Raw genomic sequence first — 17,699 nt, 5'->3', positions numbered from 1 at the left:
TGCCGAATTGTGAGAGTTGCTCATTTAACATCCGTTCATCCGCGCGACGACGTGCGGATTTTTCGAAAGCAGTGCCGAACTTTGGCGAGTGCGGGCTATCATACGACTTTGGTTGTGGCTGATGGCAAAGGCGATCAGGAAGTTGACCGCGTGCAGGTCATCGACGTTGGCGTCTCGGGAAGTGGGCGGTTGCGTCGAATGATGGCTACAACGCAGCTTGTCTATAAGCGGGCATGCCTGTTGGACGCAGATTTGTATCACTTACATGACCCTGAGCTGCTCCCAGTTGGGTTAAAGTTGAAAGCGCAGGGGCGGAGGGTAATTTTCGATGCTCACGAAGATTTCCCTGCCGACATTATGACAAAGCCCTATCTGAAAAGAGGATTGCGTAAAGTTATTGCTGGATCTTTTTCTATCTTTGAAAATTATGCTTGTAAGAAGATGGATTTTGTTGTGACGGCAACGCCGACTATTCGGTCAAAATTTGAGAGATCGGGTTGTCGGGCGGTCGATATCAATAACTATCCTCTGCTTGAAGAGTTGAGCGAATATCTTTCCTGGGATGAAAGGCGCAAGCATGTTTGCTACGTCGGGGCGATGACGAGTATTCGTGGCGTTCCGCAGTTGGTTGATGCAATGGCATTAACGTCTGAAGAGGTGAGACTCGCCCTTGTCGGTAATTTTACCGAGAAGGAAACCGGTCGGCGCTGTCGAGAGAGCGCCGGGTGGTCCAAGGTCGATGATCATGGATTTGTTGGGCGTTCTGAAGTTCGCAGGGTTATGGAGAACTCTGCGGCCGGAGTTGTGACGTTCCTCCCTGCGCCGAATCATATCGATTCGCAGCCGAACAAGATGTTTGAATACATGTCCGCTGGTATACCTGTGGTGGGATCGGATTTTCCGCTTTGGCGTAGCATCATAGAAGGCAACGAATGTGGCTTATGTGTCGATCCGACGAAGCCTCAAGATGTCGCTCAGGCCATAGACCGACTGTGTCGTGATCAAGAGGCCGGCCAAGCCATGGGCAAGCGCGGCCGTGAAGCAGTTCTGGCGCGCTATAATTGGGATAGCGAAGGACGGAAACTGGTCGAACTTTACAAGTCGATCCTGGGGCACTGAGCAATGGCTCCTTCCACTACCGTCAGCGTTGTCATACCGAGTTATAACCACGCAACTTATGTGATTGATGCGATCGGGAGCGTCATTAGGCAGAAAAAGGGCGGGTTCGAACTCGACCTTATCGTCATAGACGACGGATCGACTGACGGGAGCGTGGAGTTATTGAAGCGTCTCCATGGTGCGGACACGTCCGCGTTCCGCCTTGTTACCAAGCACAATGAAGGGCTTTGCAGAACCCTCAACCGTGCTATTCGCGAACACGCGGTCGGTTCACATATCGCCGTTCTAGCATCCGACGATATGTGGCGAGCCGACAAGCTCCGTACCCAATTGGTGGCTCTCCAGCAGGCTCCCGATTGCGAACTTTGCTACAGCAATGCCGAGACCTTTGGCGAAGGGCGGCGGGAAGGTCGCTCATCGTCATTTCTCTTTTCCGGTGCCGTCAAGCCGTGGCTTACGGTCTACAATTTCGTGCCGGCGGGAACGATGCTCTTCACTCGTCGTCTTTTTGATAAAATCGGCGGGTTCGATGAGACAGGGCTCAAGCTTGAAGATTGGGATTTTCTGCTTCGCGCATCGGCACATACCCGTTTCTGCTGTGTCCGTGAAAATCTTCTACTCTACCGTGTCCACAGCGAGAGCTCGCTGATTAAGATGCGGCGAACCGGTACGCTCTTCGGTGAAAAAATGAAGGTTCTAAAAAAGAATATTTCTATAACATCTCCGTTTTTGCGGCTTGTTTCAACTTGTCTTCATTTTGGCCTCGATCGTATATTGCGTCCAGTCCTGTATAGAATTGAGGCAACGCGTTCATGAAAGTACTTGTTACCGGAGGTGCAGGATTCATCGGTTCTGCTGTCATCCGTCATATTATCCGGGATACCAACGACAGCGTCCTTAATGTTGACAAGCTAACATATGCCGGAAATCTGACTTCCCTTGCGGAGATCGGAGGTAGTAATCGGTACACATTCGAACAAGTGGACGTGTGCGATAGCTCCGCTCTGGATCGGATACTAAATAGCTATCAACCTGATGTAGTGATTCATTTGGCAGCCGAATCACATGTAGACCGTTCGATTGACGGGCCCGCTGCCTTTATCGAAACTAATATCGTTGGCACTTATTCCCTTCTGGAGGCGACACGAAAGTACTGGAAAGGACTGAGTGTCGAACGAAGGGATACTTTTCGATTCCATCATGTCTCGACCGACGAGGTCTATGGTGATCTCGATCACCCCAAAGCGCTTTTTCTAGAGACCACGCCCTACGCGCCAAGTTCTCCTTATTCAGCAAGCAAGGCTGCGTCAGACCATCTGGTCCGTGCTTGGCGGCGTACATATGGCCTTCCGACGATCATCACCAATTGCTCCAACAACTACGGGCCATATCATTTTCCAGAGAAGATGATTCCGCTCATGATCCTCAATGCTTTGGAGGGGAAAAAGCTGCCGGTGTATGGAGCTGGCGATCAGATCCGCGACTGGCTCTATGTGGAGGATCACGCGCGAGCGCTCTATCAAGTCGCTACCAAAGGGAAATCCGGTGAGACTTACAATATCGGGGGGCACAACGAGAAACGCAACATCGATGTTGTTCGTTCGATTTGCGCAATCCTCGAAGAACTTGCTCCTGAAAAACAAGGAGACTTTACCCGTTATGAGGATCTGATCGCTCATGTGGAGGATCGTCCCGGCCATGATAAGCGATACGCTATCGATGCCACCAAGATCGAGCGCGAACTGGGTTGGAAGCCGCTTGAGACGTTTGAGACAGGGTTGCGTAAAACCGTTGAATGGTATTTGAGCAACCGAGAGTGGTGCAGGCACGTTCAGGACGGCAGCTATCAGCGCGAGCGCCTGGGCGCAGATATCTAGGAATTTTGATGAAAGGCATTATTCTAGCGGGAGGCTCGGGAACAAGGCTCTACCCCATTACCATTGGTGTGTCGAAGCAACTGTTGCCAGTGTACGACAAGCCGATGATCTACTATCCGCTGTCGGTGTTGATGCTGGCTGGAATTCGCGATGTGTTGATCATCACGACACCCGAGGATCGGTCCAGTTTCGAGCGTCTTCTCGGTAGCGGTTCGCAGTTTGGCATCTCGATTTCTTATGCCGTTCAGCCACGTCCCGATGGCTTGGCGCAAGCGTTCATTATTGGCGAAGAGTTCATTGGCAAGGACGGGGTCTGCCTTGTTCTGGGGGACAACATTTTTTATGGGCAAGGCTTCACCCCCATGCTCAAGCGCGCTGTCTCACGCGAAAAAGGCGCGACTGTATTCGGCTACAAGGTGAAGGACCCGGAGCGCTTCGGCGTTGTCGCCTTCGATGAAGAGTTGCGTGCGATTTCAATCGAGGAGAAGCCTCAGTATCCGAAGTCAAATTACGCGGTTACCGGTCTTTATTTCTATGACAATGACGTCGTTGCCGTCGCTAAGGATGTTAAGCCTTCCCATCGGGGTGAATTGGAGATCACCAGCGTTAATCAAGCCTACCTTGATCGCGGTAATTTGAGCGTTGAGATTCTTGGTCGCGGGTTTGCTTGGCTCGATACAGGCACTCACGAAAGCCTCTTGGAGGCGAGCATGTTCGTGCAAACTATAGAACACAGGCAGGGTTTCAAAATCGCCTGCCTGGAGGAAATTGCATTCTACAACCGTTGGCTTGATGCTGCTGCGCTTAAAAGTAAAGGCGATGCGCTCGCAAAAAACGGATATGGGCAATATTTACTTTCTCTAGCGGCGGGCAACTGAAATGCCCGAGATCATTCGCTTGAATTTTCGCTCATTGGGTGATGACAGAGGCACTCTGGTTGCGCTGGAGGGTAATCGTAACATCCCTTTTGCGATCAAGCGGGTTTATTACATGACGGGTATGTCGTCAGACCATCCGCGAGGCTTTCATGCCCACAAGCTCTTGCAGCAAGTGGCCATCTGTGTAGCAGGCCGCTGTAGGATGGTTCTGGATGATGGCGTTGAGCGCAGCGAAGCTTTGCTGGATTCGCCGGACAGCGGAATTTTTATCGGCAATATGACATGGCGGGAAATGCATGATTTCTCGGGCGATTGTGTGCTGCTGGTCCTAGCCAGCGAGCTATATGATGAGGCGGATTACATCCGCGACTACGATGAATTCTTGAAAGCCGTGAAACATGCCTAAGATCCATCCTTTCGCCGATGTAGCAGAAGGCGTTGCAATTGGAGAGGATACACGCATCTGGCAGTATGTCGTGGTGTTGAAGGGGGCTCGAATTGGCTCGGGATGTAATCTCTGTGCTCATACTTTTGTGGAAGGTGACGTAGTTGTCGGCAACAATGTGACTCTTAAGTCCGGAGTCTTCCTTTGGGACGGCACCCGTATTGAAGACGATGTTTTCATCGGACCAAACGCGACTTTCACGAATGACAGAATGCCTCGCTCAAAGGCATATCCGGAGAAATTCCTAGGTGTAACGGTTAGAAGGGGCGCAAGTATCGGTGCAAATGCGACGATACTGCCAGGGATCATCATTGGTGAACATGCGATGATTGGCGCCGGTGCGGTCGTCACAAAGGATGTGGAGCCATATTGCGTCGTCGTCGGCAATCCTGCGCAAATTATCAGAAAGCTCCCGCATGATTAAGTTTCTAGATCTCCAGGCCGTCAATCGGTCCTATAGAGATGAGTTGCTTGACGCCTGCGCGCGCGTCATCGATTCCGGTTGGTATATCGGTGGCAAGGAATTATCCATTTTCGAGCAAAATTTCGCAGCCTACTGCGGCACGAAGCACTGCGTGGGCATGGCCAATGGGCTCGATGCCCTCGTGCTCACCTTGCGCGCCTGGAAAGTGCTCGGTCGTTTGCGGCCGGGAGACGAAGTCATAGTTCCCGCCAACACTTACATTGCTAGCATCTTGGCAATTACGGAAAACGAGCTCGTTCCCGTTCTTGTCGAGCCGGATGAGAGGACATTCAATCTTAGCGTCGCCGGGGTAGCTAGTGCGTTGACTGCCAGGACAAAGGTCATTCTGCCGGTTCATCTTTATGGGCAGATAACCGATATGCCGGGGATCATGGAGCTTGCAAGTAAGCACGATCTGCTCGTCCTGGAAGATGCGGCTCAAGCCCATGGAGCCGAAATCGCAGGTCGGCGTGCCGGGAGTTGGGGGCATGCCGCAGGTTTCAGCTTCTACCCTGGGAAGAATCTGGGAGCGCTCGGTGATGCTGGAGCGATGACAACAGATGATGAAAATCTCGCCAGGACTGTTCGCTCGCTTGGAAACTATGGATCGATAGAAAAATATCGTTGCGACTTCCAGGGTGTGAACAGCAGGCTGGACGACATTCAGGCGGCGATGCTTGATGTTAAATTGAAGCACCTCGATGGTGAGATTTCAGCTCGGCGTCGTGTTGCGGGCGCGTATCGAAGTGGTATCCACAACAAAGCGGTTACGGTTCCCTTCTGCAATGATGAGGCTGGCCATGTCTGGCACCTGTTTGTCTTGCGTTGCCGCAGACGTCCAGAACTGCAAGCGCATCTACAAGCATTGGGTGTTCACACACTTATCCATTACCCAATTCCGCCACATCGACAGAAGGCTTACCCTGAACTGTCTTCTTTGAGCCTGCCATTGACGGAGTCGATTCACGATGAGGCCTTAAGTCTGCCGATCTCATCTGCCATGGCAAAGGCGGAGATAGAGGCGGTTATTGCCGGCGTTAATTCGTTCCTTTCGTAACTGAGTGGCTCAGGGGCATTGCAAATGGACATTTGCTTTGCTGCTATTCGTTCGAAGCACGAGGCGGCCTTCGATCTCCTCGGTCGGAATATGGTTGCCGGTATCTGGCGCTTTGTATAGAAGCTGCCCAACGGCCATCGTCATTCCTCGGCCGCGTTCGCAAAAAGAAAATCTATGAGTGTCAAAGACATGGCTATTCCTTTTATTGATCTTGCTGCTCAGCAGAGCCGGATTCGCAGCAATCTGGACTTAGCCATTTCAAATGTTTTGGATGAGGGCCAGTACATAATGGGTCCTCATGTTGCCAATTTTGAACGAGCAATCGCTGAATATTGCGGCGCCAAGCATTGTCTATCATGTGCGAATGGTACAGATGCTTTGCAGTTGGCCTTGATGGCTTTGGGTATCAAGGCTGGTGATGCGGTGTTTGTTCCCGCTTTTACATTCGCGGCTACCGCGGAAGTTGTTCCGTTTCTGAATGCGACGCCGATTTTTGTCGACGTCGACGAGAATACATTCAACATGGATCCCGAAAGCCTCAAACGTGCGATAATTTTTGCCAAATCCGCAGGGTTCAGGCCGGCCTGTGTCATCCCGGTTGATCTGTTTGGGCTGCCCGCTGACTACGATCCGATCATTTCGATTGCACGCGAAAACGGCATGTTCGTGGTTGGAGACAGTGCCCAGGGCTTCGGCGGTGTGTATAAGGGCAGGATGACTGGTTCTCTTGGGGACATCACCACGACATCATTTTTCCCGGCAAAGCCACTTGGCTGCTATGGAGATGGCGGTGCCGTCTTCACGGACGATGATGATCTGGCCAGCTTGATCGACTCTTTTCGGGTGCACGGGAAGGGCACTCATAAATACTACAACGATCGGATTGGTATGAATAGCAGGCTGGATACGCTCCAGGCGGCCATTCTTATCGAGAAGCTGGCCATCTATGAGGATGAAACCAAAGCGCGTCAACGGATCGCTGAACGGTATAATTCCGGGCTATCGAATCGATATGCCACTCCTTATGTTCCTGATGGTTCTTCCAGCATCTGGGCGCAATACACCTTGAAGATGCGGGATCAAGGGGAGCGCGATGCGTTTCAGGCGCGGGCCAAAGACGCGGGAATACCGACGGTCATCTACTATCCTGTCCCTCTTCATCGTCAAAATGCTTATAAGGACTTCCCTAGCGATCCGGCAGGTTTGTCGATCAGTGATGATCTATCCAAACGCGTAGTCAGCTTGCCAATGCATCCTTACCTGACAAGAGAAACCCAAGATGTAATCATTGAGGCTGTCGGCGGTTAACAAGCGGAACCGCAACATTTTTGCTATGGGCGTTGCGAAGCGCCGTGTGGTTATTTGTGGCGATGACGACGCCCGCGATCGGGGTTAAGCAGCAGTCTGCTCACTAGTTGAAGGCAGATCAAATTGTGCCGTGGAAATGCTTTCTATGAAAAGGCTCTTTGATATTGTCGCGGCCACATTAGCGCTCATAATTTTCGCGCCGTTTATCGCAGTTGGCATCTTCATTGTGCGTTGGACTTCACCAGGGCCAGGCATATTTCGTCAGGTGCGAGTCGGGCGCAGGGGAAAGCACTTTTGCTGTTACAAGATGCGAACCATGTTTTATGGGTCGCCATCGGTTCCCACACATGAGGCGACTGTTTCGCTCATAACTCCAACCGGTCAGTTTCTGCGCCGTACAAAAATTGACGAGCTACCCCAACTTTGGAACGTCTTAAAAGGTGAGATGAGCTTTGTGGGCCCTCGCCCCTGCCTTCCTTCGCAAGACAGGCTGGTTTCGGAGCGACAGGCTTTGGGGGTTCTTGAGGCGCGTCCAGGCATTACAGGGCTGGCACAGGTCCGGGGCATCGACATGTCCGACCCGGTACGCCTTGCCCGAATTGACGCCGAGTACCTGGAGACCGCTACCTTTCTCGGCGATCTGTTGATTATCCTGAAAACAGTTTCCGGCGGCGGACAGGGCGACAAGGTCGGAATATAATTTTTTCCCGGCCTTTTCTCAAAGGCGAGGGATGTCGGCCCTGTTGCTGGCATTTTCATGCGCGGCATTCTCACCAGCTTTTTTATACTCCGGAACGATGTGTGTCAGAAGTTCAAGCGCTCGTGCGGCATTCTCATGTGTGATAACGTCTTCGAGTGAAGCGAGCGACTTCAGAAGCAGGGTCTTGTCGGTAACGCGCGGGGATGCAACGACGTATCCATCCGCTGTCTGCATCTTTTGCACTTCCGACGGATCGAAAAGCTCTTCGTAAAGCTTTTCGCCAGGTCGTAGTCCCGTATAGATGATCTCGATATCAACATAGGGTCGAAATCCGGCGAGCTGTATCATGCGTTCTGCCAGGTCAACAATTCGAACTGGCTTACCCATGTCCAGCACCATGATCTTGCCGCGCTTTTCCTGCTCATCCTCATCGTGGGCCGAGGCGTTCAGAACCAATCGAACCGCCTCAGGTATGGTCATGAAAAAGCGAACAATGTTCGGGTGGGTAACCGTAATGGGGCCGCCGTCTATGATCTGTTTCTGAAAGCGAGGCACCACGGACCCGTTGGATCCAAGCACGTTGCCGAAACGCACGGTTTTGAAGCGTGTCTTAGGCGAATCCACATCCAGTGACTGACAGTAGGCTTCCGCCGCTCGTTTCGTGGCCCCCATGACATTGGTTGGATTGACCGCTTTGTCGGTTGAAATCATGACAAAGTTCGCAACGCCGTGTTCAACAGCTGCGTTGGCGACATTTCGCGTTCCCAGTAAATTGGTCTTGATGGCTTCCAGCGGATTGTCTTCCACTAGGGGGACATGCTTGAGAGCCGCCGCATGAAAGACGGATGCCGGTTGGAATTTAGAGAATAAGGCTGAGACCCTGGCCTTGTCGCGCACATCCATGATGCACGTAATAACATCCAGGCTCGGATAAGATTCGCGAATTTCAATATCCAGGGTATAGAGATGAAACTCCGAACTGTCGGTGAGGATCAGTTGCCTTGGACCGAATGCGGCAATCTGACGGCATAACTCCGATCCAATGGAGCCAGCAGCTCCGGTAACTAGAATGATCTTGTTATTGAGCATATCGGATACAACTTTGAGGTCGGCAACAACCTCAGGCCGACCGAGTAGGTCACCCAACTCAATAGCCTTGGGTTGCAGGACAGAACCACTGGTTAGGGCAGAGGTAACCGTGAAGTCGGGAATGCGCGACGCTTTGATGCCCAGGCCTGAGGCTTTTTCAACAATTTCCGCCAGTTGATTTCGAGCGTGTCCCGCGTCTGTCAATATAAGCTCGGATATCTTGTATCCTCTTTGATCAAATCTGCTAACAATCGACGAAAGAGCGGAAAAGTCACCCAGTACCTTCACCCCTTGTATCATTCTGGACTGATTAAGTAATCCGTCGTCCAGGATCCCGATGACATTGAACTCACTTTTTGTTCCGCGGCGATTTGCGCGAATGAAGCTTTCTGTATTATCCGTGAGGCCGTACAGAAGAACGTTACGGGATTTTCGCGCGAGACTAGCGTTGTCACTAGAAGGGGCAAAAAAAGCTCGCTCCATTAGCAGTCTGTAAATTAACCTGGAGGAGGACAAGCCTGCTATTAGGTAAAGTAACGTGAGGACGGGGGCCGATCGGGGAAGATTCGATCCGCGAGTCACAAGGAAAGAGATCACAGTGTAAGTTATGACAGTAAACAAACTTACCCGAATTATATTTGTAAGATCTGGGATGGAAACGTATCGCCACGACCCTCTGTGCACCGAGAAGAATAAGTAAAACAGGAAAAATATGGCGACGAATCCAAAGGCTTTTTCTTCTATACCGGGTATCGATCTCGTGATCCTCAGATCGTACCCGAAAATAGTTACATAAGAAAGCGTAAATGCAGACAGTGCTGTCAGCATGTCCAGGCAAAAACCAGTGTACCTCCGTAGAAGCTCTGGTGAAGTGAGCTTCTCAATACTCACGCGAGGGTTAGGTTTCTTTTTCATATAAATCTTATTTGTTCTTTGTTTCTGGGGCTTCGAAAGAGAGGGGTATGCATTTTCGACAATGGTATTTCGCGTCGATGCTGTACCTCTCTTGGAAACTTAACCGCTATCCGGGCTGTCGATATTGGCAGCTCGACCAATACCATAATATTTCCATCCACTGGCACCCAATATCGCGGGCGAGTAGAGATTTCTTCCATCAAAAATGACTTTGTTTTTTAGAAGCCGCCCGATTTTTTCAAAATCGGGCGCCCTGAACTGCGGCCACTCCGTGCAAATGATCAGCGCATCTGCATCGATTAGCGTGTCGTATTTCTCGTCGCACAATACCAGATCAGGCCTGATACCGTAGAGCCGTTGGGCTTCCTCCATTGCAACCGGGTCGAACGCTTGGACGTTGGCTCCGGCTTCCCACAGTGCTTCCATCAGCGTTCGGCTTGGCGCTTCGCGCATGTCGTCGGTATTGGGCTTGAATGCGAGTCCCCAAACTGCAAGTGTTTTTCCCCTCAACTTGTCAAGGCCGCCAAAGTACTGGGCAAGCTTCTGGAAAATCCGGCTCTTCTGACGGTTGTTGACGTTTTCAATGGCTCTAAGAAGTTCGGCGTCATAGCCTAGCTCACGGGCTCTATGCTCTAGCGCTCTGACATCTTTTGGAAAGCAGGAGCCGCCATAACCGGCGCCTGCGTAGATAAAGTGATACCCGATGCGTGGATCTGAACCTATCCCGGTTCGAACCTGCTCTATGTCGGCTCCAACCAGCTCGGCAATATTCGCCAGTTCGTTCATGACGCTGATTTTGGTCGCGAGCATAATGTTGGCTGCATACTTTGTAAGCTCTGCCGAGACGACGTCCATAAAGATCATGCGGTTGTGGTTTCGGTTAAAGGGCTCGTAGAGGGTGCGCATAAGCGCGCCCGCGCGCTTAGAATTTGTGCCAACGATGATGCGATCTGGCTTCAAAAAATCGGCAATCGCCGCGCCTTCTTTCAGGAATTCCGGATTGGAAACGATGTCGAATTGTAGCGGGCCGATGGTCGTCTCACGGTGACGTGCGTCAAGAACACTCTGTACTCTTCCTGCAACTCTCCGCGCGGTTCCAGCTGGAACCGTGGATTTCGTTACGATCACGCGGTAGCCGTCCATGTGGGCGGCAATTCCTTCAGCGACCGCGAAGATGTGACTCAGGTTCGCGGCACCGTCGCTTGCAGGAGGAGTGCCGACTGCTATAAATTGGATTTCGCCATGCCGTGCCGCCGCGGCAGTGTCGGTTGTAAAGCTCAGGTTGCCGTTCTCCAAATTGCGGCGAACGATGTCCTCTAACCCTGGCTCCCAGATAGGCAGTTTGCCATGGGCAAGGCCCTCGATCTTGCCTTGATCCACATCCATGCAAAGTACCGAATGACCGACTTCGGCAAGACAGGCACCGGTGACCAGCCCAACATATCCAGTTCCGAAGATGGTGACTTTCATGCTGCTTTCCGGATTCTTCTTGGATAACTTGTAGGGACGGTATGCCCTTGTCTTGTTAATGAGGGGGATTGGAGCGGTCAAGCAAACCCGGAATTGGCTCGACGCGCGACTCGCGCGGATTTTTCCGATTTTCGATCTTTGGAGATTTTTGTTTCGCGCAATGGCCGCTGAAGGGGGTAGTTTGCCTGTAAGGCATGCCATCTATTTGCTACAGCGCAATTGTGCCGTCCGGTTGTTTCCATGTGATCAGCTGTTGGCTTCTTATATGCGGTCGATTTTGTGATGAAGGGTACGTGGCATGAATGCGGCTCTAACCCACCTCCAGCGGCTGGAAGCGGAGTCCATCCACATCTTCCGTGAGGTTGCGGCCAATTTCTCCAAGCCGGTGATGCTTTATTCAGTGGGCAAGGATTCTTCGGTCCTCATGCATCTGGCGATGAAGGCCTTTTATCCAGCCAAGCCGCCGTTCCCGTTCCTGCATGTCGACACGACCTGGAAGTTCCGCGAGATGATCGCTTTCCGCGATCAGATGGCAGAGAAGCTCGGCTTCGACCTTTTGGTGCACGTCAACGAGGACGGTGTGCGCGACAACATCAACCCGTTTGACCACGGTTCGAACGTGCACACCCACGTCATGAAGACGGTTGGCCTGCGCCAGGCGCTCGACAAGTATGGCTTCGATGCCGCATTCGGGGGTGCCCGCCGCGATGAAGAGAAGTCGCGCGCCAAGGAGCGCATCTTCTCCTTCCGCAATGCCAGCCATGCCTGGGATCCAAAGAACCAGCGGCCGGAGATGTGGAACATCTACAACACCCGCATCGCCGCTGGTGAATCGATCCGTGTCTTCCCGCTGTCCAACTGGACCGAGCTCGATATCTGGCAGTACATTCTGCAGGAAGACATCCCGATCGTGCCGCTCTACTTCGCCAAGGAGCGGCCCGTGGTCGAGCGCGACGGCATGCTGATCCTGAAGGATGACGACCGCATGAAGCTGCGTCCTGACGAGGTGGTCGAAAACCGTCTGGTGCGCTTCCGCACTCTCGGTTGCTATCCACTCACGGGTGCCATCGAATCCAGCGCCGACACGCTGGAAGCCATCGTCGGCGAGATGCTGACGGCGCGCACCTCCGAGCGGCAAGGGCGCCTGATCGACCGCGACGAGGCCGGCTCGATGGAAAAGAAGAAGCGCGAGGGGTATTTTTGAGAATGCGCCATGTTCCGGCAAAGACCCTCGAGCCGAGCAACGAGGTGCGCGACTATCTGGCTGCGCAGGAGAAGAAATCGCTGCTGCGCTTCCTAACCTGTGGCTCGGTGGACGACGGCAAGTCGACGCTGATCGGCCGCCTGCTTTCCGACACCAAGCAGATCTTCGAGGACCAGCTGGCGGCACTTGAGCGCGATTCCCGCAAGCACGGCACGACCGGTGAGGATGTCGATTTCGCGCTGCTGGTCGATGGTCTCGAGGCCGAACGCGAGCAGGGCATCACCATCGACGTTGCCTACCGCTTTTTCGCCACGCCGAAGCGCAAATTCATTGTCGCCGACACGCCGGGGCATGAACAATACACCCGCAACATGGCGACCGGCGCTTCTACCGCCGATCTCGCCATCGTGTTGATCGATGCACGCCAGGGCGTGCTGCGCCAGACAAGGCGTCATTCCATCATCGCCTCGCTGCTTGGCATCCGCTACATCGTACTGGCGGTGAACAAGATCGACCTGGTCGGTTTTGACCGTGTCACCTTCGATCGCATCGTTGCCGAATACCGGGATTTCGCGCGTGACCTCGGCTTCGAAAGCATCGCGCCGATCCCGATGTCGGCGCGCTATGGCGACAATGTCTCGATGCGTTCGGAGCGCCTGGCCTGGTATCAGGGGCCGACTCTGATCGAGCATCTGGAGACTGTCCCGGTTGACAGTGCTTCGGCGGAACAGCCGTTCCGTTTTCCCGTTCAGTACGTGAACCGGCCGAACCTCGATTTCCGTGGCTTTGCCGGCACTGTCGCGTCCGGCTCGGTGTCGCGTGGCGACGAGGTGGTGGTGGCGAAGTCCGGCCGCTCGGCCCGCGTCAAGCGCATCGTCTCTTATGGTGGCGACCTTCAGAAGGCCGTTGCTGGCCAGGCGGTAACACTGGTGCTGGACGAGGAAGTCGAGGTCTCGCGCGGCAACGTGCTGGTGCAGCCGGATGCGCGCCCGCAGGTGTCCGATCAGTTCGCCGCCAATCTGGTGTGGTTCGACGAACAGGCATTGCTTCCGGGCCGCTCCTACATCCTGCGCACCGAGACGGATGAAGCAAGCGCGACCGTCACCGAGCTGAAGCACCGCCTCAACATCAATGACTTCGCGGAAGAAGCAGCGAAGTCGCTGGAGATGAACGAGGTCGGCGTCGTCAACATCTCGACCCGTACACCAATCGCTTTCGACGCTTTTGCTGAAAACCGTTCGACCGGCGCGTTCATCCTGATCGACCGCATCACCAATGCGACCGTAGGCGCTGGCATGATCCAGCATGCGCTGCGCCGCGCCGAGAATATCCACTGGCAGTCGCTCGATGTCGACAAGCGCGCGCGCTCCGACATGAAGCACCAGCGCCCGGCGGTGTTCTGGTTCACCGGGCTTTCGGGCTCGGGCAAATCGACCATCGCCAATCTGCTTGAGAAGAAGCTCGCCGCAACGGGGCGCCATACCTATCTGCTCGATGGCGACAACGTGCGCCATGGCCTCAATCGCGACCTCGGTTTCACCGACGCCGACCGCGTCGAGAACATCCGCCGTGTCGCCGAGGTGGCGAAATTGATGGCGGATGCCGGTCTGATCGTGCTGGTCTCCTTCATTTCGCCGTTCCGCGCCGAACGGCGTCTGGCGCGCGAACTGATGGCTGGCGGCGAGTTCGTCGAAGTGTTTGTCGATACACCGTTCGACGAATGCGCTCGTCGCGATCCGAAGGGACTGTATGCGCGGGCGTTGCGCGGGGAGATCAAGAATTTCACCGGCGTCGATTCTCCCTACGAGCCGCCGGAGAACCCGGAGATCCGCCTTCAAACCGTGGGCAGGACCGTTGAAGAGATGGTCGATATTCTGGACGACTGGCTGGCCGAGCGTGACAAGGCAGAGACGCAGTATGAAAGCGGCGGCGGCATCTAGATGAGCCCGGTGGACGCGACCGCTGACGCGGCGATGCTTGCCATACTCGAAAGGCTGTCCCTGGCCGCCGGCAGCGCCATCATGCGCATCTTCCATGAAGGCTGCGCTGTCGACGCCAAGGCGGACGCCTCGCCGGTAACGGAAGCCGACCGGCAGGCCGAGCAGATCATCCTGGCAGGTCTGCGTGAAATCTATCCGGATATCCCTTGCGTGGCGGAAGAAGAGGCTAGCGCTGGTATCCTGCCGGCTTCGCTGGGCGAAGCCTTCTTCCTGATCGATCCTCTCGATGGCACCAAGGAATTCGTCAAGCGAGGCAATGACTTCACCGTCAACATCGCGCTGATACGCCATGGTGCGCCGGAGGTGGGTGTCGTCTTCGCGCCATGCTCGGGAAAGCTTTATTCGGGGCGGCCGGGCAGGGCGGAAATGGCAGATGTCGATGCCGACCTCGGCGTTGGCGAACGCCGGTCAATCACAGCGCGTGCAGCAGCTTCACCGCTAGCCGTAGTCGCCAGCCGCTCGCACCGCACCGCGGAAACCGATGACTACATCGCGACGCTCGGCCAGACCGAGATTGTCTCGATTGGCTCGTCGCTGAAGTTCTGCTTGCTGGCGGAAGCCGTGGCCGACATCTATCCGCGCTTCGGTCGCACCATGGAATGGGATACAGCGGCGGGGGATGCGGTATTGCGCGCCGCGGGCGGCAGCACTTCGACTCTTGACGGCGCGCCGCTCATCTATGGCAAGCGCAACCAGGTGGATGACGCCGATTTCGCCAACCCGTTCTTCATTGCGAAGGGCAGGTGAGGCCTTTCTGTCCCGCCAGGACAGGTGTCTGAACAACCGCTGTAGCGGAGGCGATGCTTGACCGGCGTCGCCTGTCTCACTTGCCTGCAAACACCGGCGAAGGCAGCTGCCTATTCCGCCGCCTGCGCCGAGTTCGAGCCGATATAGTTGCGTATCGTCTCAATGACGCGATCCTGGTCGGCTTCGCTGAGATAAGGATGCATCGGCAGGCACAGGATCCGGTTTGGCAAGCCCTCCGATACCGCCAGGCCCGTTGGCGTGCGCGGGAAGTGGCGATAGGCAACTTGCTCGTGCAGCGGCTTGACGTAGTAGATGACGGACGGAATTCCCTTTTCCTGAAGGTGCGCCTTCAGCCCGTCGCGCTTTGGCGTTTCAATGGCGTATTGCGCCCACGCCGAACGCGTCCCGTCGAGGTTGCGCGCTGCGGTAACAATGTCACCTAGGCCGTCGGCATAACGCGCCGCCACCTTCTGGCGGGCTACCATCTCGTCTTCCAGGATCGCCAGCTTTTCGATCAGGATCGCCGCCTGCAGTGTATCGAGGCGCGAATTGATGCCGACATGGACATTGTCGTATTGCGTCTCGCCCTTGCCATGGAAAGCGAAGGACCGCAGCTTTTCGGCGAGCGCCGCATCATTGGTAAACATGGCGCCGCCGTCACCATAACAGCCGAGCGGCTTTGCCGGGTAGAACGAGGTGCCGGCAACGTGGCCGAAAGTCCCGCATTTGGCATTGTCAGCGGTGCCACCGATGGACTGCGCCGCGTCTTCGATGACCAGCAGGTTCTCACGCTTGGCAATCGCCATGATCGCGTCGTAGTCGGCGGCAAGGCCGAACAGGTCGACAGGGATGATCGCCTTCGGCTTCAGCCGACCCTCGGCCTTCACCATGGCGATGGCCGCTTCCAGGCTTTCGATGTCGATGTTGTAGGTCTTGGCATCGACATCGACGAAGATCGGTTCCGCCTTGGCCAGCGCCACCACCTCGGCGGTAGCCGCGAATGTGAAGCTTGGCACGAACACCGCATCGCCGGGCCCAATGCCTGAGGCATAGAGAGGAAGCAGCAGCGCGTCAGTGCCATTGGCACAAGCCACCACATGCTTGACGCCAACGTAGTCGGCCAGCTTGGCTTCGAATTCGGCGACCTGCGGCCCCAGAATATAGCGGCCTTCCTCAACGACCTTGTCCATGGCCGCTTTCAGCCTGTCGTGGATGCGTGCGCGCTGCGCGCCTAGATCGATGAACTGCATGTCGGTTCCGAATTTTGCCTGATAACGCGCCGCTGGTACCAGAGTTGCACGCCGCGCGAAAGATTTGCGGTCGGGCTGCGGCTTTAGGCAGCGGCGATCCTCGTTACCAGCAGATGTCCGCCTGCTTGCGCAAAAAGCCGCAAAGCCAAGCTTTTGCAGGGCTTCTTGTGCGGCAGACCGCAACGGCACCGCAATCCGCGAAACATAATGTGATTGCGCCGGCCGCTGTTAGTCAGCGACGGCGGCACTTTCGACAAGCTCCCGCCGCGACGGCGGATTGGCGCCGGCACGGGAAACGGTGATGGCGGCGGCCTTGGCGCTGAAGGCGAGCACCGTACGGATCTGGTTTTCGGAAAGGCCGGCGATTGCCTGCTTGGATAGCAGTCCTTGATCGCGCAGTGAGGCGAGGATTCCGGCATTGATCGTGTCGCCCGCACCTACCGTGTCGACGACTTTGACTGGCTCGGCGGGCACCGAAACCGAATGGTTCCGGGAAAAAGCCACCACGCCCTTGGCGCCTTGCGTTACCACAATCAGGCTAGGCCCCAGTTCAAGCCAGCGCGCGGCGATGTCTTCGAGGCTGCCTGTCTCGCCAAACCAGTCCAGATCCTCGTCGGAGAGCTTCACGATGTCTGCGAGCGCCAGCATCCGCTGCATGCGTGCGAGATGCCTCGGCTTGTCCTTGATGAAGTTCTTGCGGATGTTGGGATCGAACATCATCACCCGCTTGTCGTGCTCGCGGCGCATCAGCGTTTCATAGGTTGCCCCGCATGGCTCCTGGATAAGGCTGACGCAGGAAAAGTGCATGGCTTCAACCATGTCACCGACGGCGGGCAAGTCGGCTTCAAGCAGCATGCGGCCGGCCGTGTTTTCATCGTAGAAGAGGTAACTTGCGTGGCCGGCGTTGAGCCGTACGAAGGCCAGCGTCGTCGGCAGGTCGGCAAACTTGATGAAGTCGAGCGAGACATTACTGGCGACAAGGGCGTTGCGCAGCATGTCGCCGTAGAAATCCGTCGAGATACCGGTGAAGAAACCAACCGGAATGTCCAGACGACCGAGCGCCACTGCCGTGTTGAACACCGCCCCCCCGACATAGGGTGCGAAAGCCGCTTCGCCCGCCATGGTCTCGCGCGGCAACATGTCGATGAGGGCCTCGCCGCAGCACAGGATCATGCGC

At 55.1% G+C, this 17,699-nt stretch carries 16 protein-coding genes; 12 read left to right on the top strand and 4 right to left on the bottom strand.

Annotated elements, in window-relative coordinates; translation table 11 throughout:
- The first annotated feature begins 9 nt into the window (after positions 1–9).
- The 9 genes from ACFWYE_RS15800 (at position 10) to ACFWYE_RS15760 (ending at position 7,847) form a co-directional block, all read left to right on the top strand.
- Positions 10–1,119 carry a glycosyltransferase family 4 protein gene (locus ACFWYE_RS15800; RefSeq protein ID WP_379061398.1) on the top strand — a complete coding sequence of 370 codons (1,110 nt, stop codon included), beginning with the start codon at positions 10–12 and terminating at the stop codon, positions 1,117–1,119.
- Between the two features lie 3 nt (positions 1,120–1,122).
- Entirely contained in the window at positions 1,123–1,935 is an 813-nt protein-coding gene (locus ACFWYE_RS15795; protein WP_379061396.1) for a glycosyltransferase family 2 protein, read from the top strand.
- The gene (gene rfbB, locus ACFWYE_RS15790) at positions 1,932–2,996 is read left to right on the top strand and encodes a dTDP-glucose 4,6-dehydratase (protein ID WP_379061394.1); all 1,065 of its coding nucleotides are present in this window, start codon (positions 1,932–1,934) and stop codon (positions 2,994–2,996) included. Before ACFWYE_RS15795 ends, rfbB begins: the two co-directional genes overlap by 4 nt.
- 8 nt (positions 2,997–3,004) lie before the next feature.
- On the top strand, positions 3,005–3,874 hold the full coding sequence (gene rfbA / locus ACFWYE_RS15785; RefSeq protein WP_379061391.1) for a glucose-1-phosphate thymidylyltransferase RfbA: 870 nt from the start codon (positions 3,005–3,007) through the stop codon (positions 3,872–3,874).
- Between the two features lies 1 nt (position 3,875).
- Positions 3,876–4,280: a sugar 3,4-ketoisomerase gene (locus ACFWYE_RS15780; protein ID WP_379061389.1), complete on the top strand. Its 405-nt coding sequence runs from the start codon at positions 3,876–3,878 to the stop codon at positions 4,278–4,280.
- Positions 4,273–4,743, top strand: a complete 471-nt coding sequence (locus tag ACFWYE_RS15775) for an acyltransferase (protein ID WP_379061387.1) — start codon at positions 4,273–4,275, stop codon at positions 4,741–4,743. The genes ACFWYE_RS15780 and ACFWYE_RS15775 overlap by 8 nt, the downstream gene beginning before the upstream one ends.
- Positions 4,736–5,839 carry a DegT/DnrJ/EryC1/StrS family aminotransferase gene (locus tag ACFWYE_RS15770; RefSeq protein ID WP_379061385.1) on the top strand — a complete coding sequence of 368 codons (1,104 nt, stop codon included), beginning with the start codon at positions 4,736–4,738 and terminating at the stop codon, positions 5,837–5,839. The genes ACFWYE_RS15775 and ACFWYE_RS15770 overlap by 8 nt, the downstream gene beginning before the upstream one ends.
- 174 nt (positions 5,840–6,013) lie before the next feature.
- The gene (locus tag ACFWYE_RS15765) at positions 6,014–7,147 is read left to right on the top strand and encodes a DegT/DnrJ/EryC1/StrS family aminotransferase (protein WP_379061383.1); all 1,134 of its coding nucleotides are present in this window, start codon (positions 6,014–6,016) and stop codon (positions 7,145–7,147) included.
- Between the two features lie 145 nt (positions 7,148–7,292).
- The gene (locus ACFWYE_RS15760; RefSeq protein WP_379061381.1) at positions 7,293–7,847 is read left to right on the top strand and encodes a sugar transferase; all 555 of its coding nucleotides are present in this window, start codon (positions 7,293–7,295) and stop codon (positions 7,845–7,847) included.
- An 18-nt stretch (positions 7,848–7,865) separates the two neighbouring features.
- On the opposite strand, the gene ACFWYE_RS15755 is transcribed toward ACFWYE_RS15760, so the two are convergent.
- The gene (locus ACFWYE_RS15755) at positions 7,866–9,419 is read right to left on the bottom strand and encodes a polysaccharide biosynthesis protein (protein WP_379112572.1); all 1,554 of its coding nucleotides are present in this window, start codon (positions 9,417–9,419) and stop codon (positions 7,866–7,868) included.
- A 531-nt stretch (positions 9,420–9,950) separates the two neighbouring features.
- Positions 9,951–11,321, bottom strand: a complete 1,371-nt coding sequence (locus ACFWYE_RS15750; protein WP_379112570.1) for a UDP-glucose dehydrogenase family protein — start codon at positions 11,319–11,321, stop codon at positions 9,951–9,953.
- Positions 11,322–11,619: 298 nt separating this feature from the next.
- Here ACFWYE_RS15750 and cysD point away from each other — a divergent pair, with 298 nt between their 5' ends.
- From cysD to cysQ, 3 genes are read left to right on the top strand one after another with little or no spacing between them, the layout of a single operon-like run.
- The gene (gene cysD / locus ACFWYE_RS15745; protein ID WP_379112568.1) at positions 11,620–12,525 is read left to right on the top strand and encodes a sulfate adenylyltransferase subunit CysD; all 906 of its coding nucleotides are present in this window, start codon (positions 11,620–11,622) and stop codon (positions 12,523–12,525) included.
- Between the two features lie 2 nt (positions 12,526–12,527).
- Positions 12,528–14,465, top strand: coding sequence for a sulfate adenylyltransferase subunit CysN (cysN, locus tag ACFWYE_RS15740; protein WP_379112566.1), 1,938 nt, complete (start codon positions 12,528–12,530; stop codon positions 14,463–14,465).
- A gap of 33 nt (positions 14,466–14,498) precedes the next feature.
- Positions 14,499–15,272, top strand: coding sequence for a 3'(2'),5'-bisphosphate nucleotidase CysQ (cysQ, locus tag ACFWYE_RS15735; protein ID WP_379113128.1), 774 nt, complete (start codon positions 14,499–14,501; stop codon positions 15,270–15,272).
- Positions 15,273–15,382: 110 nt separating this feature from the next.
- Here the strand turns inward: cysQ and ACFWYE_RS15730 are convergent, their stop codons facing one another.
- Both ACFWYE_RS15730 and ACFWYE_RS15725 read right to left on the bottom strand, forming a co-directional pair.
- Positions 15,383–16,522 carry a DegT/DnrJ/EryC1/StrS family aminotransferase gene (locus tag ACFWYE_RS15730; RefSeq protein WP_379112564.1) on the bottom strand — a complete coding sequence of 380 codons (1,140 nt, stop codon included), beginning with the start codon at positions 16,520–16,522 and terminating at the stop codon, positions 15,383–15,385.
- A gap of 228 nt (positions 16,523–16,750) precedes the next feature.
- Positions 16,751–17,695: a carbohydrate kinase gene (locus ACFWYE_RS15725; RefSeq protein WP_379112563.1), complete on the bottom strand. Its 945-nt coding sequence runs from the start codon at positions 17,693–17,695 to the stop codon at positions 16,751–16,753.
- Positions 17,696–17,699: the final 4 nt, after the last annotated feature.

The organism is Mesorhizobium sp. NPDC059025, assembly GCF_042739655.1.
GTDB lineage: Bacteria > Pseudomonadota > Alphaproteobacteria > Rhizobiales > Rhizobiaceae > Mesorhizobium.
This window is presented reverse-complemented; position numbering and strand designations above follow the sequence as displayed.